At 54.9% G+C, this 23,920-nt stretch carries 21 protein-coding genes and 2 pseudogenes; 11 read left to right on the top strand and 12 right to left on the bottom strand.

Going from position 1 to position 23,920, the window contains the following annotated elements:
- Positions 1–20 precede the first annotated feature (20 nt).
- Together K8374_RS25885 and K8374_RS25880 are read right to left on the bottom strand one after the other, a co-directional pair.
- The gene (locus tag K8374_RS25885; RefSeq protein WP_023383699.1) at positions 21–374 is read right to left on the bottom strand and encodes a hypothetical protein; all 354 of its coding nucleotides are present in this window, start codon (positions 372–374) and stop codon (positions 21–23) included.
- 197 nt (positions 375–571) lie between these two features.
- Positions 572–787 carry a hypothetical protein gene (locus K8374_RS25880; protein ID WP_224459410.1) on the bottom strand — a complete coding sequence of 72 codons (216 nt, stop codon included), beginning with the start codon at positions 785–787 and terminating at the stop codon, positions 572–574.
- A 221-nt stretch (positions 788–1,008) separates the two neighbouring features.
- Here K8374_RS25880 and istA point away from each other — a divergent pair.
- Positions 1,009–2,522: pseudogene (gene istA, locus K8374_RS25875) on the top strand (IS21-like element ISPpu23 family transposase).
- A gap of 17 nt (positions 2,523–2,539) precedes the next feature.
- Positions 2,540–3,293 (top strand): annotated as a pseudogene (istB, locus tag K8374_RS25870) (IS21-like element ISPpu23 family helper ATPase IstB).
- Between the two features lie 178 nt (positions 3,294–3,471).
- On the opposite strand, the gene K8374_RS25865 reads toward istB, so the two are convergent.
- Entirely contained in the window at positions 3,472–3,822 is a 351-nt protein-coding gene (locus tag K8374_RS25865; protein ID WP_003089115.1) for a mercuric transporter MerT family protein, read from the bottom strand.
- A 74-nt stretch (positions 3,823–3,896) separates the two neighbouring features.
- On the opposite strand from K8374_RS25865, the gene merR reads away from it, so the two are divergent.
- A complete protein-coding gene (gene merR / locus K8374_RS25860; protein WP_003089120.1) occupies positions 3,897–4,295 on the top strand; it encodes an Hg(II)-responsive transcriptional regulator in 399 nt (132 codons plus the stop codon).
- Positions 4,296–4,460: 165 nt separating this feature from the next.
- Here merR and K8374_RS25855 read toward each other — a convergent pair whose 3' ends face one another.
- Positions 4,461–5,486, bottom strand: coding sequence for a DNA-binding protein (locus tag K8374_RS25855; RefSeq protein WP_023383815.1), 1,026 nt, complete (start codon positions 5,484–5,486; stop codon positions 4,461–4,463).
- A 962-nt stretch (positions 5,487–6,448) separates the two neighbouring features.
- On the opposite strand from K8374_RS25855, the gene K8374_RS25850 reads away from it, so the two are divergent.
- The 4 genes from K8374_RS25850 (at position 6,449) to K8374_RS25835 (ending at position 10,803) form a co-directional block, all read left to right on the top strand.
- Entirely contained in the window at positions 6,449–7,117 is a 669-nt protein-coding gene (locus K8374_RS25850; RefSeq protein ID WP_023383816.1) for a hypothetical protein, read from the top strand.
- The gene (locus K8374_RS25845; RefSeq protein ID WP_054893896.1) at positions 7,114–8,265 is read left to right on the top strand and encodes a tyrosine-type recombinase/integrase; all 1,152 of its coding nucleotides are present in this window, start codon (positions 7,114–7,116) and stop codon (positions 8,263–8,265) included. The genes K8374_RS25850 and K8374_RS25845 overlap by 4 nt, the downstream gene beginning before the upstream one ends.
- A 382-nt stretch (positions 8,266–8,647) precedes the next feature.
- A complete protein-coding gene (locus tag K8374_RS25840; RefSeq protein ID WP_023383511.1) occupies positions 8,648–9,769 on the top strand; it encodes a ParA family protein in 1,122 nt (373 codons plus the stop codon).
- Positions 9,766–10,803: a ParB/RepB/Spo0J family partition protein gene (locus K8374_RS25835; protein ID WP_023383512.1), complete on the top strand. Its 1,038-nt coding sequence runs from the start codon at positions 9,766–9,768 to the stop codon at positions 10,801–10,803. The genes K8374_RS25840 and K8374_RS25835 overlap by 4 nt, the downstream gene beginning before the upstream one ends.
- Positions 10,804–12,406: 1,603 nt before the next feature.
- On the opposite strand, the gene K8374_RS25830 is transcribed toward K8374_RS25835, so the two are convergent.
- The gene (locus K8374_RS25830; RefSeq protein ID WP_023383513.1) at positions 12,407–12,667 is read right to left on the bottom strand and encodes a xenobiotic compound monooxygenase A subunit; all 261 of its coding nucleotides are present in this window, start codon (positions 12,665–12,667) and stop codon (positions 12,407–12,409) included.
- A gap of 356 nt (positions 12,668–13,023) precedes the next feature.
- On the opposite strand from K8374_RS25830, the gene K8374_RS25825 reads away from it, so the two are divergent.
- Both K8374_RS25825 and K8374_RS25820 read left to right on the top strand, forming a co-directional pair.
- A complete protein-coding gene (locus K8374_RS25825; protein WP_023383514.1) occupies positions 13,024–13,491 on the top strand; it encodes a hypothetical protein in 468 nt (155 codons plus the stop codon).
- 1,770 nt (positions 13,492–15,261) lie between these two features.
- Positions 15,262–16,725: a RepB family plasmid replication initiator protein gene (locus K8374_RS25820; RefSeq protein WP_175442762.1), complete on the top strand. Its 1,464-nt coding sequence runs from the start codon at positions 15,262–15,264 to the stop codon at positions 16,723–16,725.
- Between the two features lie 2 nt (positions 16,726–16,727).
- Here K8374_RS25820 and K8374_RS25815 read toward each other — a convergent pair whose 3' ends face one another.
- The 3 genes from K8374_RS25815 to K8374_RS25805 all read right to left on the bottom strand — a co-directional run bounded on the left by K8374_RS25815 (position 16,728) and on the right by K8374_RS25805 (position 19,280).
- The gene (locus tag K8374_RS25815) at positions 16,728–17,675 is read right to left on the bottom strand and encodes a hypothetical protein (RefSeq protein ID WP_023383516.1); all 948 of its coding nucleotides are present in this window, start codon (positions 17,673–17,675) and stop codon (positions 16,728–16,730) included.
- A gap of 116 nt (positions 17,676–17,791) precedes the next feature.
- Complete coding sequence (locus K8374_RS25810) at positions 17,792–18,448, bottom strand: hypothetical protein (RefSeq protein WP_023383517.1); 657 nt, start codon at positions 18,446–18,448, stop codon at positions 17,792–17,794.
- 16 nt (positions 18,449–18,464) lie between these two features.
- On the bottom strand, positions 18,465–19,280 hold the full coding sequence (locus K8374_RS25805) for an HDOD domain-containing protein (protein WP_054893895.1): 816 nt from the start codon (positions 19,278–19,280) through the stop codon (positions 18,465–18,467).
- Positions 19,281–19,585: 305 nt separating this feature from the next.
- Between K8374_RS25805 and K8374_RS25800 the strand changes: the two genes are divergently transcribed.
- The gene (locus K8374_RS25800) at positions 19,586–20,203 is read left to right on the top strand and encodes a hypothetical protein (protein ID WP_023383519.1); all 618 of its coding nucleotides are present in this window, start codon (positions 19,586–19,588) and stop codon (positions 20,201–20,203) included.
- Between the two features lie 37 nt (positions 20,204–20,240).
- Here K8374_RS25800 and K8374_RS25795 read toward each other — a convergent pair whose 3' ends face one another.
- Positions 20,241–20,564 carry a hypothetical protein gene (locus tag K8374_RS25795; RefSeq protein ID WP_023383520.1) on the bottom strand — a complete coding sequence of 108 codons (324 nt, stop codon included), beginning with the start codon at positions 20,562–20,564 and terminating at the stop codon, positions 20,241–20,243.
- Positions 20,565–20,675: 111 nt separating this feature from the next.
- Between K8374_RS25795 and K8374_RS25790 the strand changes: the two genes are divergently transcribed.
- Positions 20,676–21,044, top strand: coding sequence for a histone-like nucleoid-structuring protein, MvaT/MvaU family (locus K8374_RS25790; RefSeq protein WP_023383521.1), 369 nt, complete (start codon positions 20,676–20,678; stop codon positions 21,042–21,044).
- 83 nt (positions 21,045–21,127) lie between these two features.
- Here K8374_RS25790 and K8374_RS25785 read toward each other — a convergent pair whose 3' ends face one another.
- The 3 genes from K8374_RS25785 to K8374_RS25775 form a co-directional block, all read right to left on the bottom strand.
- The gene (locus tag K8374_RS25785) at positions 21,128–22,297 is read right to left on the bottom strand and encodes a hypothetical protein (RefSeq protein WP_023383522.1); all 1,170 of its coding nucleotides are present in this window, start codon (positions 22,295–22,297) and stop codon (positions 21,128–21,130) included.
- A gap of 24 nt (positions 22,298–22,321) precedes the next feature.
- The gene (locus tag K8374_RS25780; protein ID WP_023383523.1) at positions 22,322–22,606 is read right to left on the bottom strand and encodes a hypothetical protein; all 285 of its coding nucleotides are present in this window, start codon (positions 22,604–22,606) and stop codon (positions 22,322–22,324) included.
- A gap of 705 nt (positions 22,607–23,311) precedes the next feature.
- Entirely contained in the window at positions 23,312–23,857 is a 546-nt protein-coding gene (locus K8374_RS25775; protein WP_082412236.1) for a hypothetical protein, read from the bottom strand.
- Positions 23,858–23,920: the final 63 nt, after the last annotated feature.

Here is a 23,920-nt window from a genome sequence, read left to right as displayed (position 1 = left end):
CCGGCGGCATGCCGCCTGATTCAATCGATTATTGAAGCTGCTACATCATCCCAGTCACTAGGCGTTGCGGCTCCCGTAGCAAAAGCAAACCGCATGGCGACCGTGGGACTTCTATTCTTCATCAGGTAAGCCGCAGCACCAGCACACATGGCTTCATGGCCCGAGGCCTTGTAATTGCCGTCTTCATCCCATTCACCACCTTTTCGTGAGTGGACCGTCTTGTGGCACTGGAATGTACTCTGATCATCCTCCATCAGCCCTTCAATAATCCCGTCCAATCGCCCAGGCGCAAGCTCGATCGCTCCCTCCTTGAGAAATGGACAGTTCGCACATGGGCGCTTAAGCCGCAGGTGATGTGCGAATGGATCAGGCATGCAGAGTCCTCGAAAATTATGTATGGCAACAGTTGGTCATCCAGACCCCTTCCACCTTCGACCCATCCACGCAGGGCTGAGGGAAGCTTCTTTTTTAAACTATAGGACAACAATAATCAACAATGAACTACCTGCCCACCATCTACAAGGCACAAAAAACCCGGCCTCGTGGGCCGGGTGGATGAAACGTTATTGGTTCAGCAACCGAGTGCTTGGCAGTCGTCGCAAAGGCCAACCTGGAATACTTCAAGATCGGTGAAGCACCGGGGGCATTGCTCGACATCATGATCTGCCGCAGGCTTGCTGATTGCGTCGCCGAACTCGGCAACCAGTGCTGCATAGTGATCGCTGGTTGAGGCGTCACCGCGCAGCTCAAAATAGCGGTCCACGGTCTTCGAGTAGGCTTTGAACACTGGCTTTCCGTTGAACTTGCGGATTCCACGGTCATCTGGCCACCCATTCCATAAGCATCTGACCACCGATTCCACGGTGATCCGGCCACCCATTCCACGCGTATCCGACCACTGATTCCACGGTCATCCGGCCACTCAACCGGGCAGGCAGTAACGCAGGATTTCTTCACTACCATCGACCTCTTTTTCGAAGCAGAGAGGTCGTCGTGGAGCGTTTATCCATGCGTAAGATTCGCGAAGTACTTCGTCTCAAGTTCGAGGTCGGGCTATCGGCTCGCCAGATTGCCGTCAGCGTGCAGATCGGTCGTGTCACTGTCGGCGATTACCTCAACCGCTTTGCCGCCAGCGGTCTAGCCTGGCCCTGTTCGTTGTCCGATTCCGAGCTGGAGCAGCAACTGTTCCCACCGCCCCCTGCGGTGCCCAGCGAGCAACGGCCATTGCCCGATTGGTCTTGGGTGCATGCCGAGCTACGCCGGCCGGGCGTGACCTTGGCGCTGCTCTGGCAGGAGTATCGCCTGAGCCAGCCGAAAGGCTTTCAGTACAGCTGGTTCTGCGAGCACTACCGAGCCTGGCAGGGCAAGCTGGACGTGGTGATGCGCCAGGAGCATCGCGTCGGTGAGAAGCTGTTTGTCGACTACGCCGGGCAGACGGTGCCGGTGATCGACCGCCACAGCGGCGAGATCCGCCAGGCGCAGGTGTTCGTCGCGGTGCTTGGCGCGTCCAGCTACACCTTCGCCGAAGCCACTTGGTCGCAGCAGTTACCGGACTGGCTGGGCTCCCATGTCCGCTGCTTCGCCTTTCTCGGCGGCGTGCCGGAAATCGTGGTGCCGGACAACCTGCGAAGCGCGGTGAGTAAGAGCCATCGCTACGAGCCGGACATCAACCCGAGCTACCGCGATCTGGCCGAGCACTATGGCGTGGCGGTGGTGCCGGCGCGGGCGCGTAAGCCGCGCGACAAGGCTAAGGCTGAGGTCGGCGTGCAGGTGGTCGAGCGCTGGATCCTCGCCGCGCTGAGGAACCGCCAGTTCTTCTCCTGGACGAACTCAACAGCGCCATCGCCTTATTGCTGGAGCGGCTCAACCGACGACCGTTTCGCAAGCTGCCGGGCTCCCGGCACTCGGCCTTCGAAGCCCTGGATCGTCCAGCGCTGAGCCCACTGCCGGAGCAGCCCTACGTCTATGCCGAGTGGAAGAAGGCGCGCGTGCATATCGACTATCACGTCGAGGTCGATGGGCATTACTACTCAGTGCCCTACCAGTTGGTGAAGAAACAGCTGGAAGTACGGCTGACGGCGCGCACCGTCGAGTGCTTCCACGCCAACCAGCGGGTGGCCAGCCACCTGCGCTCGCCACACAAGGGCCGGCATAGCACACAGACCGAGCACATGCCCAAGAGCCATCGCGAGCATGCCGAGTGGACGCCGCAACGGTTGATCCGCTGGGCCGAGCAGACCGGGCCGCACACCGCCGGCGTGATCAGCCACATCCTCGAACGGCGCATCCACCCAACCCAAGGCTACCGGGCCTGCCTGGGCATCCTGCGCCTGGGCAAGACCCATGGCGAAGTGCGCTTGGAGCTGGCCTGCCGACGCGCCCTCAGCCTCGGCGCGTGCAGCTACAAGAGCCTCGAATCGATCCTGCGCCAGGGGCTGGAAAACCTGCCGCTGGCCCAGCAGCACCTGCCCCTGCTGCCGGACGACCACGCCAACCTGCGCGGCCCCGGCTACTACCACTGAACACAAGGAATCCCACCATGCTGCCCCATCCGACCTTGGACAAGCTCCAGACCCTGCGCCTGACCGGCATGCTCAAGGCACTCGCCGAGCAACTGAAAACCCCCGACATCGACAGCCTGAGCTTCGTGGAACGCCTCGGCCTGTTGGTCGACCGCGAACTGACCGAGCGCGACGACAAGCGCCTCAGCAGCCGCCTGCGTCAGGCCCGGCTCAAGCACAACGCCTGCCTCGAAGACATCGACTACCGCAGCCCGCGCGGACTCGACAAGGCGCTGATCCTCCAGCTGAGCAGCGGTCAGTGGTTACGCGACGGACTCAACCTGATTATCAACGGCCCGACTGGCGTCGGTAAGACTGGCTGGCCTGCGCCCTGGCCCACCAGGCCTGCCGAGAGGGTTACAGCGTGCGTTACCTGCGCTTGCCGCGCCTGTTGGAAGAGTTGGGCCTAGCCCACGGCGACGGGCGCTTCGCCAAGCTGATGAGCGGCTATGCCAAGACCGACCTGCTGATCCTGATGACTGGGGTCTGGCCCCGTTCAACGCGGAACAGCGCCGCGACATGCTGGAGCTACTGGACGACCGCTACGGCCAGCGCTCGACCATCGTGACCAGCCAAATGCCAGTGGACAACTGGCACGAACTGATCGGTGATCCGACTCTGGCCGACGCCATCCTCGACCGCCTGGTGCACAACGCTTATCGGATCAACCTCAAGGGTGAGTCGATGCGCAAACAGACGAAGAAATTGACGACACCGGGCACCTCAGACTAACAATGCCCCCCCTGCGTCGCTGCGCTCCGACTGCCCGGCCGGATGGCCGTGGAACAGGTGGCCAGATGGCCGTGGAATGCCTGGCCAGATGAGAGCGGACTGGGTGGCCGGATGGCGTGGAATCCGCAGGCAAGGCGAAAAGCACGGCGATCAGCAGTTTGCGCATGGTTAATCTCCTTCAGTAGAACAGCGGGGCGAGCCACGGCACGGCCAATAGGCCGAGCAGCAGCACGCTGACGATCCAGAACACGAGTCGCTGTCGCACGAGCGTGCGCGGATCGGCGCAGGGTGTACCTGGCGTACAAACCTGTGGCACCAGGTAGAGCTTGCGGAATGCCAATCCCAGGAACAGTAGAGTCAACCCGATGAAGAGGGGGCGTAGTGGCTCCATCATGGTCAGAGCGCCCACCCACGTACCGCCGACACCGAGTGCCAACAGCACCAGTGGCCCGACACAGCACACCGACGCACCGATGGCGGTCAGCGAACTCGCGACCAGCGAGCCTTTCCCGGTGAGTTGCATCCCCATTCCCATCTCCTGAGCCTGATTGCCTAGGTGCTATTCTAAACTCCGTACCAAAGTACGGAATCAAGGAGAAAGTGATGGCCACAGAGCTGACCATTGGCAAGCTGGCAGACGCCGCCGGGGTGAACGTCGAGACGATCCGCTACTACCAGCGACGCGGGCTGCTGGATGAACCAGCCAAACCCTTGGGTGGCCATCGGCGCTATCCGGTGGACATGGTGAAGCGACTGCGTTTCATCAAGCGGGCTCAGGCGCTGGGTTTCACGCTCTCGGAAGTCGGTGGACTGCTGACGCTGGATGAGTCGTGCGCCTGTGCCGAAACGCGAGCACGGGCTGCACGCAAGCTCGCGTTGATCGAGCAGAAGATGGCCGACTTGGTCGTCATGCAGCAACTGTTAGGCGAACTGGTGCAGCAATGTGATGCGGGAGACGGCGGAACGATCTGCCCGATCATCGAGGCACTGATCAGAGAGTAATGCCTGGCGGGTGAGCTGGAGATCGGAAAGCCCCTTTACGGTGGGATTCAGAGCTTACGTTGGTTTTTGGTTCCATTGCTCCCCAAACCCCTTATTAAACTACCACCCTTCATCCGAAAACCACAAGAAATACTTGACAAATTGACAAAATGTCAATTCAGCAAACTATTCATCCGTGCCAGAAGCTGCTGCTTTACCACCTCTAAAGCCTTCCAGCAGAGCGGCCTGCAGGGTTCTGTTCAGTTCACGCAGCTCCTTGTTCTGTGCTTCTAGGGCGCTCAGGTTCTGTTGGGTAACCTCCAGACGACCGCGGGTCTCAGCGGCATCGTCAGTGGCCTTCGAGCGCTGAATCCGCAGCTGGTCGATGAGCGTCAAAGCTTGCTGCAGCTCCTTGCCGACCTTCTCTGTTTTGCCTCTCTCTTCATCCCGAACCCTGGCGGTCTCCATCATCAGGTGGTTTTCGGTTCTCTCAAGGTGCTCCTCCGCGGCAATCCGCGCAGTCTCGGCCTTCGCACGTGCAGACTCAGTCGCATCGTTTGCTGATTGGAGCTGCTGCTGAAGGCGCTCAAGCTCTCCGCGATGCATGTCCTGGGCACGCTCAACTACGCCACTGTGCACATCCTGCAGGCGCTTGATTTCCTCACCATGAGCCTGACTTGCGGCAGTGAGTCTCTTGTTGAGATCTGCGACCTCAGCTTGAAGTTGCCGAATATAAGCACTCGACTGATCCAGCTGATCGGTCAACCGCTCCTTGTCCGCGATGAGGCCAGCGAGCTCTCTGCTCTGGGATTCAAGGCTAGCAGTAGCTGCCCGCTCATTGTCCTGCGCCGCCTTGGCGGCATCAACGGCAGCCGCTGTCGCCGTCTCAAGCGCTTTGCGCTCAACCGCATGAGTCTCCTCGGCCGCCTTTAGAGCGACATCCCAGATCTCATCAAGCTTTTCGCACACTGCGTTTGGAACACCAGGTCTTCGCAGCCTGGCGCTCAGAATAGGGCCGGTCTCACTCCAGAACCTTTTGATTTCCTCGTTCACCAGATTGGGCGAGGCTTTGAGGTCATGGTGAATGTATATGCACTCGCGAATTTCCGCCTGGCGAACCTCGCGACCCGCATCAAGCAGCTCTCTCGCGTAAAGGTGGACAAGATCTCTGGTGCTCAGCCTTTTGTCAGATGGGAGTCCGGTGTTGGCCATGAGGCGTATCCTTGGAGATAGGGTCGGGAGACTAGGAGCCGGCGACCTCGGCGAGGGGCCAGTACGTGCCTTGGCCGCTCCTCACAGGGAGGGGGCTGGCCTTAGAGGGGAGCATACACTCACGTCTCTAAAACAACAAATTCGTATTGGATATCATACGTAACGTATCCGAAAAATGAAAAACTCGTGAATATCTCCGATTATCACGAGTTTTTTCAAGCAAGAAAAAACGCCCCTTCAAAAGCCCATCGCTATCAGTAGCTGGCTTTTCAAAGAGGCGTTTTTGATTACTCGTTAACCCCTATGAACAAAGGGGTTCTGACAAATTTGCTTGCGCTGGAGATCAAGCATCAACGTCAGCCATAAATGCGAAGCCACGGCCAAAAATGCGAAAGCAAGGCAGCACCGGATCTGCGGGGCACCATAGCTGAAACGAACCATGGACACTTTTCAAACCCTAGCACAGAGCGGCCGCAACCCGATCATTGCCCGATCAGCTGCAGAAAACCTGCTGTATTGGCAAAGCCTCACTGATGCTCCTGGGTCAAACGCCCAGGCAAAACCGTCTTGTTGAGCAGTCTGGCGCCGGCGGTGATCCAGACGTCTGAGGCATGGCTGCCAACGGCGGGAAGTAATTCGTGAACTTGGAGGATGAACGCAACGGTCCAGGAATCAGTTCCGGAAACGTCCTCAGTATTACTTCCGAGGACAGAGCCCCACGGTACCTTGCTCATAAGCCGCGGCGACCACTGGGATGTACGGACCCCGAAGACGCTCCTACGTCGATTCTGATCAATTCGCAGGGGCTAACATCACCAGATTTCACACAGGAGCACGTAAAAAATCCATCTTCTGGGCTCATCTCAGGATTCAACGGGCGCAGCCAACCTGGCTCATCCAACTACTTGATTTCATCGTTAATGCCCCTAAAATCAGGGATTTCACAACAAAAGACTTGCGCTGTGGATCAAGCCAAAAATGCAAAGATTTCTCGTGGGCTGCTGCTCCTGCGCCCTGGGAAGCTGTCCCGAGATGACTTCAAGCAACTGATCCTACATAAGGGTTGGCGCATGGCTGATGTGGCATGCCGTTGGTCAATTCGTCCAGAGCACATGAGCCGCATCGCTGCCGACGAGGACAGGGACTTCAAATGGGACGACCTGGCCCGGGCTTTACCAACGCTGAGCCCAAACGAACAGGCTGCGGTGAAAGCAGCTCGCATGGTGCTGGCGCCACCAGCCAAACGGCAGCGCAAGATCACTCAGGTGCAAGATGCACCGATCGAGGTGCCAGTAGCGGTCGCAAGCTCTGCAGCTGCTGATAAGCCCTTCACTTGGAATCATGATGACGACGAAGATGACGAAGAGTTCGCAGGGGTCGCCACAGACGGCTATCGCTGGAGGCGCTACCTATCCCGCGGTGCCGAGCTGGTCGTCGACAGCGAGATCGACAACTTTGCGACGTTCGGGTCCATTCTGGTAGTGGTTGCAACACGGGAAGGTGTCGATTCGGCTGGAGGCGTACAGGAAGAGTACCAGTGCGAAGCACCATCAGGCTCGCAGCGATGGTTCGAGCCCGATGAGATTGACGACTGGCTTGTCTACAACGGCAAAACGCGAGACTTACGATGAACACGAACACTCCAGCCATACACAGAATTCCGTACCTCCAGGCCAAGTCAGAAGTTGCGCTGCTTGATCGCGAGCCTGTCGACGTCATTGACCAGGTCGATGTGATCCAGGCAGATAACGACATCGAAGCAGCTTGGATGTGGCTCCATGCCAAAGGAACGAACCCTAAGACTAAACGGGTTATGCGGAAGGAAGTGGAGCGGTTCATCCTCTGGGCATTGCACACCCTGGGTAAACAGCTCTCCCAAATAACTGTGATGGACATCACCCAGTACATCGGCTTTATGGCTGACCCACAGCCGGCTGAGGTTTGGGTATCGCATACAAAGCACAAGCGCTCTCATCCAGACTGGAGACCGTTCGCTGGACCACTTAGCAAAGCGTCGCAGCAGTACGCCCTGATCCAGATCGGCAGCATGTACAAGTGGATGATCCAGGGTGGACGCCTTAAAGCGAACCCAGTGTCGCTCGTGGCCAAGCCCCAAGTCGACGTCGACTTGACGATCAAACGGCTGCTTCCCGAGGCAGCCATAGGCTTGGCATTTGAGGCTATCGCAGCTACAAAAAGCCCACTCAAACGAGCTCGCGACCATTTCATGTTGAGCTTGTTCTACATGACCGGCGTGCGAACGTTCGAAGCGACCGGCGCTACCATGGGCAAAATCCGGCGATCAGCAAGCGGTACTCTGTGGTTGGAGGTGCTGGGCAAACGAAACAAGGTTAGAGATGTGCCGATATCCGAAGACCTCTATGAGGACTTGTTGCAGTATCGCCACGCGTTCGGGTTGTCACGTGAGGTGCCAGTGAAGGACACAACCCCCCTCCTCCTCGCCTCGAACTCAAAGCTCAAACGCGCGCATAACGACACCATTTTGAAAGCAGTCAAAGAGATCATGCATCGTGCTGCAGCCCTGGCAATAGAGCGCAGCCAGTTCGATTTGGCCGATCGACTTGAGGAGGCCTCAACGCACTGGCTCCGCCACTCGTGCTTCAGTCACCTTGCCAAAGCTACTGGTGACCTGGTGATGATCAAGGCTCTGGCTGGTCACAGCAAAATCGAAACCACCAGTCGTTACCTGCATACGGAGGACGACGCTTTGCATGCGGGTGTCGTTCAAACCCTAAGCACCCCTCGACTACACCGGTAAATATCTCCAGGCCTCAGTGTTGTTGAATCAGTGACGGTGGCTGCCAAGGCCACCCTTCGCTGATGGCCCGGCTGCTGTGAGGGATGAAGCATCGTCCGACCATTTTCGACGAACAACTCTCATACCTGCAGTGTACGTCCTCCGCATAGAGCCCTCTCCGTTACGACGGACATCTGAGCGCCCTACCCTCGATATTTTTGTCGCTAAATCAGTTAATTACCCAAAATCATCTGGTTGACAGCGTTTTAACCCAGACACTACCAGATGACAGATTTCAGTAAGTGTTCTATCTCTATCAGGTAGAAATGCGTTTTTTCTTGTCTGACCGTATGGATTCGTATGAAAATGCGGCCATCCTACCTACCTGACCTCGGTAAACCACATGACTTCAGCTGCTGCGCCACTCGATCAGTACATCTTCACTGATTTCACTCAGCTAACCTTCACCCCACAATTTGTGGCTGAACGCTTGATGATCAGCACGCAGACACTCAAAGCCATCGAGAAGGAACACGACCTCAACATCGCACGTGTCGCACGCGGATCCGTAGAGGTCAGGAGCTACACGCTAGCTGACATGTTCCTGATTGCGTCGATTCGTCGTGCAAATGGGAACACTAAAGGGTTTTCGAGACCAATCACCTGCTCGACTTACGTCCAAAAAGGTGGGACCGCGAAAACTACCACCACTTGCAATATCGGCATCGAGTTCGCTTTGGCAGGTTTCAAGACCCTGATCATTGACAACGATCCTCAAGCCGACGTGTCCAGCATGCTGGGCTATGACCCTGACCAGACTACCGAGGAGCTTGTAGAGCTTGGCCTTCCTGCTGACAGAGCAGTAGAGGGCCACCTCGGGAACCTGATCCGTCTCGGAAACTTCCCAGAAATGACCCTGGACCAAGTGATCAAAAAACCATTTGGCGAGCACGGCCCCCACCTCATCCCAGCTTACGATTCCTTGGACGATATGGACGTTGTGCTCCGTAACGCCCAGGGTGCCGACTTCCGGTACTCACTGTTCATCGAACGAGCTCGCAAAGGTCAGCTCCCTCACTGCGACTTATCAAGCTATGATGTGATCATCATGGATAACGCACCTTCTGGAACCATGCTATCCCGGAACAGCCTGGCCGCAGCTGATTTCCTGCTGTGCCCAATCCGTATGGACAAATTCTCCTTCCGTGCGCTATCTCGACTGGCCCACAAGATCAATGAAATGAGCACCGATTTCGGTCGGGCTCCAGAGATCGTTGCAGTTCCCACCATGTACATGCGCAACCGCCCCCGCCTACAAGCGAACCTCGCTCGCTTGTCCAGTTTGTTCCCAGGGAAGGTTACGGAACAACCGCTCTTCCACTCCGAGGACTACTCGAAAAGCCTGGAAGACGGCGTACCTCTTTCCCTCTGGAAACAAGGTGGTGAGAACTCTTTGGTCGCGTTCCGCAATGTGTTCGAGGAAATGGTTGGCCGAATCAAAACAGTCCTGGAGAAGGGTAAATGAGGAGTTCTAGCCCGATCGGCAAGCCTACTGTGATCGCGCCGGCGGAGGGTTCGTCTAGCATCCAGGGCGTACATGTTCCGAAGGTTATTCCGGAAGCTAACCTCCGGCCGATGAGCGAGGTGCTCAGTTCTTTGCACCTTGATGAAGAAAGGGACAGTTCAGCGGAGCCGCTGGAACGTGCACCGGTTTCTGATGCTGATCACGTTCACCAGCCGGGCTTGGATGACATTTTCTTGAGCGGCGAGCGCTTGCCAGGCGAGGCAAAGTTCTTGCAATTGACGCTCATACGCCGCGGGAAGTATCAGCCACGCCGCAAATTTGACCCCGAGAAACTCGGCCTTCTCGCGAACACGATTGAAGATAAAGGCCTCAACAACGCGATTATCGTTCGCCCTCTTGCTGACGGTACTTACGAGCTTATTGCTGGTGAGCGCCGGTTCCTGGCTCATGAGCTGCTCCGAAAAGCCTACATCTACGCGCTCATCCGGAATCTGTCGGATGCGGAAGCGGCGATCTTGTCCGTTACGGACAACGATGCCCGGGAAGACCTTACTGAATTCGAGCGTGGTGCAAGTTACAAGAAGCTTCTCGATGACAAGGTTGTACAGTCCCAGGCGGAGTTGTCCCGCCGTGTCGGTCGAAGCATGGCCACGATCAGCCGCTGCCTTGCTTATTTCAAGTTGCCTGAGGGTGTCATTTCACTGCTGGAAGAAGATCCTGACCTGATTGGTAACAGGGTTGTCTCCGATATGGTTGCTTTGGCTGACAAGGGACATATTGAAACCGTTCTGGCCGCCGCAAACCGTATTAAAGAAGGTGCATCCCAGGACAGCGCAATCAACTGGGCCAAAGGTGAGATTCGGCGCAAGACATCACCTCAGGCCCCTGTTCCTCCGCGGCAAATCGATTACAAGGAACGCACCCAGCTGGATGCCCGTATCGATGGGCGCAAGTTGATTCTCACTCCTCCCAAAGGCATTGATCCCGCAGAGGTCCTCGCATACATCGAGGAGATGCTCAAAACGCGTAGTTAAAATCCCTTCCGCCGCCGGTCCCTCCGGCGGCAAGGCGCCCTCGCCTTTCCTTTTTTAATCCACTGATATTGTTGAGTTTTTCGTAGTTTCACTGTGAAAAGCTCGGTCTCGGATCACATCACTTCTTGTCCTCCTGGCTATTTTTCACAGTGAAAAATAACGCCCCCTCCTAGGCGTTTCACTGTGAAAAACTAGCCCCTATTCCCATCTCAACTATGTAGCAGCTCCCTCCATCAGCGCTCACTACCAACTGCGCACTGTGCAGTGTTTACTATGCAGTGCACACCTCACACTGCTCACTGCTCACTGCGCACCGCATAGCCAGCTCATTTGCTGGATGAATGAAGTCACGCCGTCATGCTTTTCACTGTGAAACGCTCTAGCAGCCCTTCTCCTAGCCAAACCATTTCACAGTTCGACGCGCTCCCGCCGATTGCTGTAATGCGGGTCGTTTCACAGTGAAAAGGTAATCGGCTTCCACCTGCTCTCTTCCTTCTCCGAGTCGTGCCCAGAAGTCTCGTTCTGCTCCTGCGATCCAGACATCACCGGCGCAGCTGGCAAGTTGCCGAGCACCGACCCATCCCCACTTTTCACGGTGAAAAGTGCGCTCGGGCACTTGGGCGGAACTCCTTACCAAGCCGGGTGCTACCGGACATCTTCTAGGAGACTCAAGTTATGAGCAGCCGACTGCCGAGTTGAATAGCCAGCGTCCAGGAATGTGCATGTTGTGAATGCCCATAGATTTCCGCCTCCCTTTTCACGGTGAAAAGACTACGGGTTGCTGGTCTGGGGTAGTGCCTGCAGATCCAAAGGAAATGGACATGAGTGATCCGACTTTGCGCGCCTGGCTTCAATCTGGCATCGAGCTTTTCACGGTGAAAAGCCGCGGCCCCCTTCATATACGGACAGGTTCCGGGTTTCTATTTCACTGTGAAAAGCTTCACCTCGGTGAGGGAACTCATGGATTCAAAACGCAGCTCAGTACGTAAACAGGTATCGAACTGTCCTGGCTTAATCAGCTCCGTGGTGCAATTCGCGCCACTGGCGGCATTCCGACGTTTTCACAGTGAAAACCCGCGGGGTGGCACACCATTACGAGCGGTTACCGCGAACTGCTCTCCACCATGCCCAACGGTCATAGGGGATGCGAGGATCGACAGGGTTAACGGCAGTGCATTAAATCCGTGCCGGCTGCTGGATCAAGCTGTGCGTTTCACAGTGAAAACACTCACAACCAAGAGCCCAGATAACGGGCCAGCTTGTTAAGAACCTGCTGCTTTTGGGTTCATACAGCGAGGGTCCCGAGTCGATGGTCATGCCATTGAGCTGTGCCCCGCTGCACGCGGTGACCACCGCCGTTGCCCGTAGCGTACTGCCCCAGGCAACGGCGGAAAGAGGCGGATCACCGGCTACCTTTGATACCGGGGCGGGTTCGGTTTGAATCAAGGCCGGCGACATGATGACGACTCTCCGGCCAGGACCAGGCGAAGCGGCTTTAAGGCACGGTCAGGGCTGTTTTCTCGCGCAGCGTTCTGCCTTCGTATTTCTCGCGGAAGCGGATCCGGCCGGCGGCGCAATTCGGGGCAGCACGTACTCGACGAAATCATCGATGCCATGGGTATAAGTGAGTGGGCGCGATGTTGACGCTATCGGCGGGTTCCTCTTCGACCCAAGCCTCCATCTTGTCGCCCACGTCCTGACCGGTGCTGACGATGGCCAGGTGCTCCTGGGCCTTCCAAGCGATGCGCTTGCACAGCTGAAGAATGCTCAGGCCTTTTCGCTGGGCGGTCTCGTAGTACATCTGCGCGGTGCTGCGCAGCCCGACGATCTCCAGGTTCGATTCCGGTACCGGGCCGTCAATCAACTCGCGTGGTCATTTCACTGTGAAACGTAGGGATGAAACGAGCTCATAAATTAGCCATTTCACAGTGAAAATCAGGCCCCCGGTCATCAAGGACTTTAGGTGAAGTGCATAGATGAACCGCCCAATTGTTCTCGCCTGCCCAACGTAACCAGTACATAGACGGTGCGTATGCTTGGCCTGGCATGGGGTCCTCCTTTGATTTGTAGAGTAGAGGGCGTGGGGCAAGCAGATCAATCTGTTACCATAGGATTCAATAAAAGTACGTTTACGTGTTATGCGTCGAATACAAAACCATGTGCTGCATAACAGCAGTGCAAGCTATGGCGCATACGCCCCCAAAAGATCAGGAGAAACGCATGTCTATTGCACTGGTATTGAGCGAAGGCTCCGGAACCATCTTCGAGAACAAGAACCGCACATCTGATGCAGCACCCGTGATGATCGGCTATATGGAGTTCCCGCTGAACAAGGAGCGCAGCCATAAGCTGAAGCTTGAGGTAGCGGTCTGGCTCAAGCAGAAGAACGGCTCGAACGAGAAGTTCTACTCACTGTCAGTAGGCGGGATCAATGCCAGCCTGTTCAAGGAAGCTGACAAGAAGGAAAAAGGTCCCGACTACGCGGGTAGCTTCGGCTTCAACCACGAAATGCGCATTGCAGGCTGGCGCAAAGACGGCGTGGATGGTGGTGCACCATTCATCAGCCTTTCGGTTACACCAAAGGTTAGACCGGTGAGCCAGCCGTCGCCAGCAGCTGACGCTGCTGCGCATGCAAACCCAGCTCAGGATGGTCTAGTGGATACAGGTGATCCTCGGTTCCAATTCTGATAACCCCAGACCCCGCTTAGCGGGGTTTTTTTTTGCCTGTTCATTTCCGCAGGCAGCTTCGAAGTCGAATCACGAGGTACTGGCCCTTCATCTCAACGGCAATGGACCTCAGCTTACTACCCAGGCTTAACCGCTGTAGGAGGGTGACTTCCGCGAAGCGGTCGAAAGCTCAAACTCTGACTGCAATTGGGCCTTCACAGCGTCATTGGCGCTCTCTGCCATATGTGACCAGGCCGCCCACAACATACGGCCCACATAATCATGCAGCCCTTCATTACTGGTCTTGGGTACCGTGTAGGCAGGCACTGCCGGCGCGAGGCCAGTCAAGACTGCAACCGATCAAGACCAGGGCCATGCTGCCCATACCCATAGAGAGAGCGTGTTCTGCGCACCTGGTTACCGCCCGGGCTTTAGCTGCGTGCGGGCTCGCTCGGTCCGACTGCCATTTAGGAGGCCTTGCCAGGCCGAGCAGATACATTATTCCCGCCAATTAGGCCGGCAACACGGCTGTTCCCGATAAGGCCACGGGCACTCTGGCAATGGTGTCCTATTCCCCCGTTATCGCCCATGCTCGTTCCATCAGACGCAGCATGAGCCTGACATCTTGTTTCGTAGCCTGGTCGACTCGATCGCCCCCCTTTTTCTCTCTGTCATGGCTCAAGTGACCCAGGGCTCTTGATCGAGGTGACCTGCTGGGACCGCCTGCAGTGTTTTCACGTGAAAACCTCATGCCGCCAATTGTGCCATGGCTAGAGGTGGCGTCCTTCGTAGGCGCGGACCTCCCTGGACCTGGCTGTCTGATCACAGGGCGAAACAGCGAAATGTGCCATCTCTAGAGGCACGACAGATCGAAATTGCCCAAATGTGCCATGGTTAGTGGGCAAAATTGGGAAGCCGTCCGAAATGTGCCATCTCTAGATGAGGTAAGGGCAGTGGCCACCCAGCCAAATGTGCCACGCTTCGAGTGTCTCCCCATCAGTCTTATGCCACTTTTCACAGTGAAAACTATATCAACGATGCCGATCGCGGGCTTCGTTCAACTAGTTCAAACAGGTTGAGTCATTATGCGTCGTGGCAATCCACTATTAGGGGGGGCTAAGGGGGGAGTCGCACCTCCCTAGAACATCAATTGTGCCATCGTCAGGGGGAGGAGGGGTTCTGTAGGTGTCTGATAAGGCTGAAGAAACGAAATGTGCCATTGTTAGAGCACTGCTAAAGCAATTTCGGCAGATCGCTGCGTTCGTGTGCCACGAATCGTGCTGAAGAGTGCCATCGTTAGGGAGGGTGCCGATGCGAAATCGATCATCAGTAATGGCTGGAAAGCCCGTATTTACTGGGATTGGCCCAATTGTGCCATTGCTAGGAAGCCACAGGCCTACCAGTGGCACAATTCACGAGATCGCCTAGCGATGGCACAGTACGGGTCTAAAGGTGGCACATGTTTCTAAGGATGGCACCGGAGCCATCTACCGCCGGCACATTAGTCTCGGAGGATGGCACTGTTTCCCCTGGAGATGGCACAGAAAAATGGCTAGAGCCCTTGTGTATCAAGGGTTTGAGTGATTCACTAACAAAGCTTTAAAAAAGCAGTGAAAACAGAAACAAGCTGTTGTAGGTTTTTTGCTATCGCTTTTTTGAGTCAAAAGCGAAGGGCAAAAGCGGTACCTAGGGATGGCACAATTGGGCACTGACGTTGGAACCGTATTTTCGTTGACCAGAAGTCATACGTTCGAGTAATGTGCCACCACAGTCACCGATGGCACAATTCACATGGACTCAGAAACCCCCACACCGCGAGCTCCGAGAGCAAAGCGTACAGCCGGAGCGACAACGGATACCAGTCCAGCTAAACGCAAGAGGGCACCCAAGCTCCAGGTCGTTCGTGATGTAGAGCCATCCAAAGCCGTAGAGCTGAAAAAGGCAACCGAAGCCCTCTCGATGCGAAACGTCTCTGCCGCCAGTGACTTCACATTCCTTCAGCGAAAACTCTACAACACCCTCCTTCAATTCGCCCAGCAGCGGCCGAGAGAGGAGATGGTTCATGAGATCCCGATCAAACAGGTCGAGGACAACATTGGACACACCACGTCGAACAGCCGTGATTACCTCAAGAAGGTACTCGTGAGCATGTCTCAGACCCAGGTGGAGTTTGACTACAAGGGTGAAAGCCCTGGGCGCAAGAGCGAATGGGGCATCGCAAACCTGATCGCTGAAGCCTACATCTTGGAAGATGGCCAGACCCTTCGCTTTTCGTTCCCACCGGATCTGAAACGCCGGCTACTCGACCCAGCGATCTTCAACTTGATCGACTTGCGGATGCAGTACCACTTCTCCAGCTTCTCTGCTCTCACTCTGCACGAGATCACGTCTCGCTACCTCGGCTCACCCATGGGAGAGACGTACCGTGCACATTGGTCTGAGTGGAGCGTTGTGCTGTCAGGATCTGCTACGCCACATGCCGAATTTCGCGACTTCAACAAAATGCTGGGTCGCGCAATCGACCAGGTCAACAGCATTGAACGCAGATTCCGCATCTCACCGCACGTCACAAAGCTAAACCGGAAGATGGACAAGCTTTGGTTCAAGCTGGAGACACTGATTCAGCCTGGCCTAGACCTTGGACCATCACCAGAGCTGGTTAGCCAGGACGTGTCAAAGCGCCTTAAAGCACTGTCCTTGAGTCAAAAAGATATCGATGAGCTTGGCATGACTCACGATGAAGAGTACCTGCTTGCGCAAGCTGACTACACCGAGGCACAGATGCGCAAGGAAGGGGCTAACGTTGCAAGTCCAGCGGCATATTTCAAGGCTGCAGTAGCCAACAACTACGCCAAGGCGCCAACTCAACAGAAGGCCGCGGAACCAGGCAGGGGCAAAAAGCCAGCCGCCTCTAAAACCGGTGAGAAGTCGAAGCCGGCGCAGGCGCCATCGCAAGCGCCGAAAGCAGCACCATCGAACCAAATGGCAGACCTGCTGGAGCAGTGGGGAGCAGCTCAGCGTGAAGCTATTCGCGCCCAGTTCATGGAACTGTCGGACGAGCAGAAGAAAGAGCTTGCGGAGAAATATGAGACCGAGCTGCGCAAAGACGATCTGGCCTACTCGCAATACCGGTCGAAGGGTTTGAACACGATGGTGATCAATTGCTTGGTAGCGATCCAGTTCCAGGAGCGTTTCCCTGAGACCCCAAGCTCGGAAACACTCCTGCAATTCTTGCTGGGTGGAGCGAAGATCTAAAGCTATCTGTGGCCGTTCGAGGACGGCTGCGGGGCTATCTGTGCGGTGCGCTGGACAATGTTCAACAGCGTATCAGCGGAGAGGAAAGGGGAGTTCTTCAGCATCTGCTCAATGAGCAGAGTCACCACGCCAAAGCAGTCGCCTGGCCCGATAGGCACCGATCGAGGTGGCCGGCCTTTCGTATTCACTGAGAGAAAAACCTTCCCGGGCTGATTCTCGATCGTGAACCACTTTTCGTTTTGTGCACCATGCCCTTTCCCATCAAACTTTGTCTGCATTTGCATGAAGGTCGCCAGCACGCCAGGCAGCTCGCGTCCAGATAGCTGAATGCTGATCTTGTCAGACCAGTTGAATCTCTTGGATGCGGTCGACTCCGCGGCTTCGATCCTAATCGTGTGCTCACCGCCCCTGGTCATATCGGACTGGAAGCAAACGGCGACCTTTCCGCCGTACACGTGCCGAGTAACAAAGGTCTTCTCGCCTGCAGGCTCGCAGGCATTGTCGGAAGTGACAGGCTCCTCGGCAGCCTCAATATCCGCAGCTTCGATCAGCACCTCTGGTTCCAGGGATGCACTGTGCTGCGAATGAGCGTTCCGGTAGATTTCGCACAGAGACTGACCAACATCTGAGTCTACGTAACCACCATTGGCCCATTGTTTGAGATCTTGAGAGAACTGCGGGCCCTCGGATTTCCCAATGCTGATCAGCACTGGGAGGGATGGTTGTGGGAGCTTGGCCTGGAGGATGCGCTCGGTACACCCTGGTAGAATCGTGAAGAAAACTCCACGAAGATAGTGCAGGGCTGAGTTGTCGCCGGCTTTTGCCCGATCGATCGCGTCGGTGAGGTCATCACCCTCTGATTTGTAAACCTCATCGAGCACTTCGATGTCGGGTGCAGGAATTCGCAAACTAGAGAGCTTGGCAGATGCAGACTGGGCATCGAAACGCATAAAGAAGAACCCTTGGCTCAGTAAAATACCGTTCGTAGCCTTACGGATACTAGCAATAGGGTCTTTTCTTATCAATACGTGTTATATCCCATTTGGGAATAACTACGCAAAAGATACTACAGGATGTCTATATCCAGGGCTTTGTTTAGCTCGTCTTCAATGTCGACGGAGCAGCCATCCAGCTGGAAATCAGATTTCGCCAGTACGCCCAACGCCATCATGATCACTGGGGTTCCGAGATCAATACGCTTTGCTACGATCCTGATAGCAGCAAGATCGCGGAGGGAGGGCTTAGGGCGACCTGTGCGCCACGAGTTGAGCGTCTCATACGGCACATCGATTTTCTCGGCGGCCTCCTTCAGGTCTTCTGACCAAGTGGCTGCGATCAGTTCATCCAGAATGAAAATCGGGGATGAGGCGACGTCTGCCTTCGTGACCTCTTCGAAATAGGCCGCGGTCTCATGGCTCTGGCTGACAGCTTTCGAATTGAACACCGCTGACTGCTGAATCAGACAGTAGTCCGACCAGCGAAAAACGTCCGCCATCTGCAGAACTCGGAACCCCGAGCAATGAAGAAATGCAGCAATAAGGTCGATTCGTTTTCGATCCAGTACGTCATGGAGGGGGCGCGGTTTGGCTTTTGACTCATCCCCAAAACAACTGGCCAGCGTGTCTGCGGTGAAACCACAGGCCTTGCTAGCCTCTTGGAAGGGGAGCGATAGCAGTTCAGATCTATCGATTATGGCCTGATATAGGCGGAGCCCTGGGTTCACTACAAATCCTTCTCTCTTAACCGATCATCAGCACTGATTCAGACACACGTTGTCGGCAGCTATCCAACAAATCATGAGAGAGGCCAAGAGATTTTGCTATCTCTGGGTCCACCCAGTCTGCGAGTGATGATCTATCCAACCCCATAACCACGCCATAAGCATAGGTCGAGGATACTGATAGCAATTGGCCAAGGATATCGGGTAGGGGGGATCTATTGGAATACGTGAGCAACGCTTTTTGGATTGGGGTCGGGAATTTCCAGCGCTTCAGCAGCTCTGCTCCAACCTCAGCATTGTCAAATCCAAGCTGCGCCTGCTCGACAGGACGCCGGCCGACAAGATCGAATGCATCAACGGATTGAACTACAGTGCAGGCTTCATCGGGCATTACCAGGTGAATGAGTAGAGCGCCTATGCCTTGCATCAAACCCGTAGTGAAAGCGATATCCCGTTCTGCACCTATGCTCTCCGCCAGGGCAGATGCCATGAACGCAGTATGCAAACCCATTTTCCAGTAGGTCGGCATATCAATGCCTGGTGCGTCCGGCAGCGCCTTCAGTAGGCCAGTCGTGATAATGGTGGTACGGAAGTTGTGTATGCCAATTGTAGATATGGCATCTTCGAGACGGGAGACAGTTCCGCTGCGTCCGAAATAAGCAGAGTTGGCCGTGCGTAGTACTTTTGCGGCGAGAGCCTGGTCAAGGCTCACTGCTTTCACAATGCTGGACAACGGCACTGAGAGATCCCTAGACATCGCTAGTAGCTCCATAACCACCGAAGAGATCGTGGGTAAGGCTGCGGGATTCTTGAATATTTTTGCTAGGGCTTTCATAAAAAGTCTCAGTGAAATTTTGAGCCATCTATCCGTAGGTAGAAATTCAAATTGTAACGTCTTGAACAGGCACGGTCATTAATGATTCAAGAATTGGAAACCTGCGCCGATAGTGTCAAATGGCCAAAAAAAAGTAATTTCAGCAATCCGTAACGCGGAGATGTACGTCACCTGTATTGATTAAATTTTGATAGTATTTTTCGTTATTGGTTCGTGATTTCATCTTACACACGCATGTGACACATCCCCTGAGGCAAGGCAGTTAGGCGAAAAGCCTCAACAGCACACTCTTTCAGGAGACCCACATGATTTCGTACCCACAACATAATCAAGCGCAAACTCGTTCCCTGCTGATTTCCGGACTGTTCCCCAATGGGGAGCCGTTCGCGGAAGAGGTCCAAGCCGATTCTTCCTACGTAGCCCAGATCAAGGTGCTCGCCCAGTGTCGCTATAGCGATCTGGGTGGTGACCTGGATGTCACCGGGCTGACAGATGCTGCCACTGGGTCATCTGTACAGGACTCGCTACTGTCGGCCAAGCAGGACCTCCTCAGCGAAGTAGAGGCTGTCGAGTATGTGATTCACACCGTTCAAAATTCCCTCAATAATGGCCGCACGTTTTCAGCTGGTTCCACCAGCGAGTTGCGCGCTTACGTTGAGTTCTTCGACCTCATCCTATCCGAGGCCCCTCATGCGTTTGACGGGCTATGCTCCGGCGATCGGGTGGCAGATGATGAGGAAATCACCCTTGATTTCGAAGATTCCAGTTCCGCTGAGTTTGCGCTCGTGCCGGCAGATGCTTTGCTGACGCTGGCCACCTTGGCGCTGGGGGAGGGGAGGGCTGTTGCCGCTTATCAGGTACTGACGATGGCGAGCATCACCCGTGTTGCATTGAGCAAGGCCTGCATTCGGGCCTTGGTGTAAAAAAGACCTTCTGGATACCCTCCAGAAGGTCTTTTTTTTACCACTGCATTTTCAGTTGGTGTAGCTCACTGATGCGCGCATGCAACTGGTCCTGGAAGTGAGCTACCTGGCCTCTCAGAAGCACCCAAATGCTCGTAAAGCAGTCACCCTCTACCCAGCCTGCCCTTGCTGGATCAACGATGCAGCTGATGGTGCCGGTGAGGTCGGATGCAATGAAGCTCAACCAAGTCTCCCCCTCAATGAGTGCGCTCTTGGGTGGCTCTGAAATCAAGTAGACGCCCTCGAAGTTACGGCCGGCAAGCAGTGTTGCAATGTGGTGGTGGCGGCCGCTTTCTGCGTACTCATCAGCGTTGCAAATCATGGAATTTCCGTCGACTCAGTAGAAAAAGAACAGCACCTAGGGTATAGTAATTTTTATGCAAATTAGTTATAGATACTTGTTTGCTGAATTGCACACCAATGAGGATTACGCATGAGCAAGTTGGCTGAATTTCGTGCTGCAGAGAAAGCACTGCAAGAGCAACTTTCTGCTTTGGAAGCGCTGAAAAATGATTCAGGGCTGCAACGTGAGATTGAGTTCGAAGAAAAGCTCAAAAGCCTGATGGAAGAGTACGGCGCGAATTTGGGCAAGGTCATCGCCATACTTGACCCGGCTTCAAGTCTGCGCAAAATCAATGCACGGCCAGAAGCCGATCGTCAGCAACGTAAGCCACGTGAGGTCAAGGTCTATAAAAATCCCCACACCGGTGAGACTATCGAGACCAAAGGCGGCAATCACCGCCAGCTGAAAGAGTGGAAAACTCAGTATGGTGGTGACGTCGTCGAATCCTGGAAAAGCTAAGCCCCATTAGCTCTTCACAAAACCGGCTTCTGCAGCCGGTTTTTTTTCGTCCAAAAAAAACCCGCATAGATGCGGGTTCTTATTTAAGTGCGCTCTGCTTGAAGCCGCTGCTCTACAGCTTTTCTCATGCGCATTTCGTAGTCGATCCGCTGCTCATAACGAGCCAGGGCCGTTGCATCGGGTTTGGTCTCGTTGTTGCGCCACCGGTAGATCGTCATTTTGGTCACCCCAAGTATGGTGGCCATGTCTTCGTCTTTCTCGGTATCGATGGCGAGGCGAGTCATCCATTCAGCCAAGATGACGTTCATGTCCCGGTCGAAACGCAAAAGGCGTTCTCTCCGGTGCGGCTCCTCTGCCAGAAGACCCCGAGCCTTTTCCATTACCTCCGTGGGCACCGACGCAGTCCGGCCATAGATGTAGGAGGAGAGTCGAGGGAGACCGATGCCCAGGGCAAAGGCGTAGTCTTGATTGCGTAGGCCCAGGTCAGAGCCGATCTTCACCAGTTCTTGCTGATCAACCGAAAGCTCGGCCCGGCTTCCGCCGCGGGGACGCTTCACACCAGCATCAGCTGGCTTGGATCGCGATGAAGTGTCCGTATCGTTTTCTTGGTCGTCCGTAGGCTGAGGTTGTACAAGGCGTACCATTGGATCTTGATCCATGGCATAGATGCCGGAACTGGCCACTGTTTGTTCTCCGTTGATCACCCGTTTAAGTGCTGCGGCCATTTTAATGGTGGCAGCTTCTGTATCGATATCTCGATCGTGGTCTACTTCTACCTGGTCGGCTAGACCGACTTGCTCCAGTTCCTCACCCTTCTCTTGCATGTCCTCGATGGAGCGATGATTGATCATCAGCTTCTGGCGATCTCGCAGGACTTCTCGGCTGACGTTGTGCGCCACAGCGTACACAACCGCATAGACGGCATCCTGATCTTCAATCTTAGCCAGCATAGAGCCGAAGAAGACTTCCAGCGTCCTTTGCAGGACCTCTTCAAAGTCGCTGAGTTCGCACTTGTTTTGACGGAGCTTGACCCTGCAGATTTTGCGAACGCGCTCATCGCGATCCATCTCGAAGGCCAGACGGTTCACAAACTTGCGTGAGCGGTCCACATTCGAGATGTAAGTCCCGCACAGCTTTTCAAAGGTCGAGGGGGGGCCGGATGGCTCGGAGGGGGGGAGTGACTCGATGTCGGTGTCTTGCACAAGCCCTGAAGCAGTCTCTTGCTCCAGGGCATCAATCTTTTCTACTGCCATAAAGGGCTCGTTGATTTATCCAACCTACGCAGCCACGGTATCCACAGATCGGTCCAGTTGAGGGAGAGCGACACTCCTGAATTGCGCCAGCGAACTGGACACATCGAGGAGGACATTGATGCCGGCGGCCAAGATCTCAGTCTTGATCTCAGGGTAGGCACTCATCGCGTGCTCGATCCGCTCACCTACTTTTCGGATCTGGTCCGCTTGGCTTAGATCATCCACCCCGAACACTGTGCTGGGGTTCTGACCAGGTTCCACACCAAGGGCGTCCAGGCCGATTTCGATTGGGGAGTACTCGTGGATCATGAAGCATTACCTCTGGTAGCGACCGCATAAGGTCGCTTTTATTGATTATACGTACGTGACAGAGAACGTCAATCAAATCCATAACGCGTAAGTGGAAGACTGGTCCGTTTCAAATCGTTGTACTGTGCATTACGCAGGCATGTGATTGGTGATGCAGGGGCGAGTGATCAGATGCAGGTAGCCTGGATTGCCCGCTCGAAGCCGGACAATGCCGCGTGAACCTCAGTCATATCTGATGCAAATGTTGACGCGATAACGACGCCAGCCAGAAGAATTTCAGTCTTGGCTTCTGGGAAGTCTGTCATTGCTTTGAGCATGCACTTGGATGCGCATTTGTTAGAGCAGCTTTTATTGAATCGTGGGCAGTGCGGTTTGCCATCGGTTGAGAGGCAACCCAGCGACGAAAGACCGATTTCCGTAGCTCCCTGGTATGTGTCAAAGCTGAAAGACATGCTGTGTCCCTAATTCCTATCTAGTCCGTTGATTGGCGATGCGGGACAAATTATAGGGACGTGTTGTTATGAGGGTCAACAAATCGGCGCCAGAAAAGTTCCCTAAAAAGTGCGGTTTAATGCGTGCAAAATTTGGTCTGCACGATTTTTCGTATGCAAAAATGCAGCTCAGGCCTTGGGTGGGTGAAGTGTAATCTATTTGATGAATAAAAAAACCAGCGCCTTAAATAAGGCGCTGGTTTATGTGATGCAGTTAAAGAAAGACGTCTCCATCAGGAACAATGAGAATGTCTTCTAACGTGTCTACTATGCGGGTTTGATCTTCGAACAGGTCGCCCATGGATCCAATAGTAGGAGCTACATTTTCCGGGATCAGTTGCTTGACCCTTTTGGCTACGAGTGCACATTGCACGGGTTTTGGCCGCTGTTTACTGGTGGGTGGACTGATGCCGTTTCCTTGAGGAAGATTCTTGAGATGTGCATCGTTTCTTCTTTTAGGTGGGTGCGGAATGTCGCTAAGGTCATACGCCTTCGGCGTATCCCGCTTGCCTTTAGTCTGTCCTGTACGTTCGTGGTCGTATGTCCGTTTTGGTTTAAATGAAGCATTGTCACTTTTGGTATGAATAACCGGCCAATATGTGAAGCTTCCTGTTTTCCACCAAGCAATCACTGGTACACATATAACAAACGTCAATGTGAATAGCGCTAGCTTATGCGATGCACCCGTAGCCGCCACCAACGCGGTGTAGATACAAACTACTACAAGCCACGCGGATACATGCCTATTGATACGTTTCATTTGGTCTCCCAGGTTCGCTTTATGAGAGGGGATGCCGCACACGCCTGTGCAAAACAGGCAAAA

The organism is Pseudomonas sp. p1(2021b), from assembly GCF_020151015.1.
Classification (GTDB): domain Bacteria; phylum Pseudomonadota; class Gammaproteobacteria; order Pseudomonadales; family Pseudomonadaceae; genus Aquipseudomonas; species Aquipseudomonas putida_K.
This window is presented reverse-complemented; position numbering and strand designations above follow the sequence as displayed.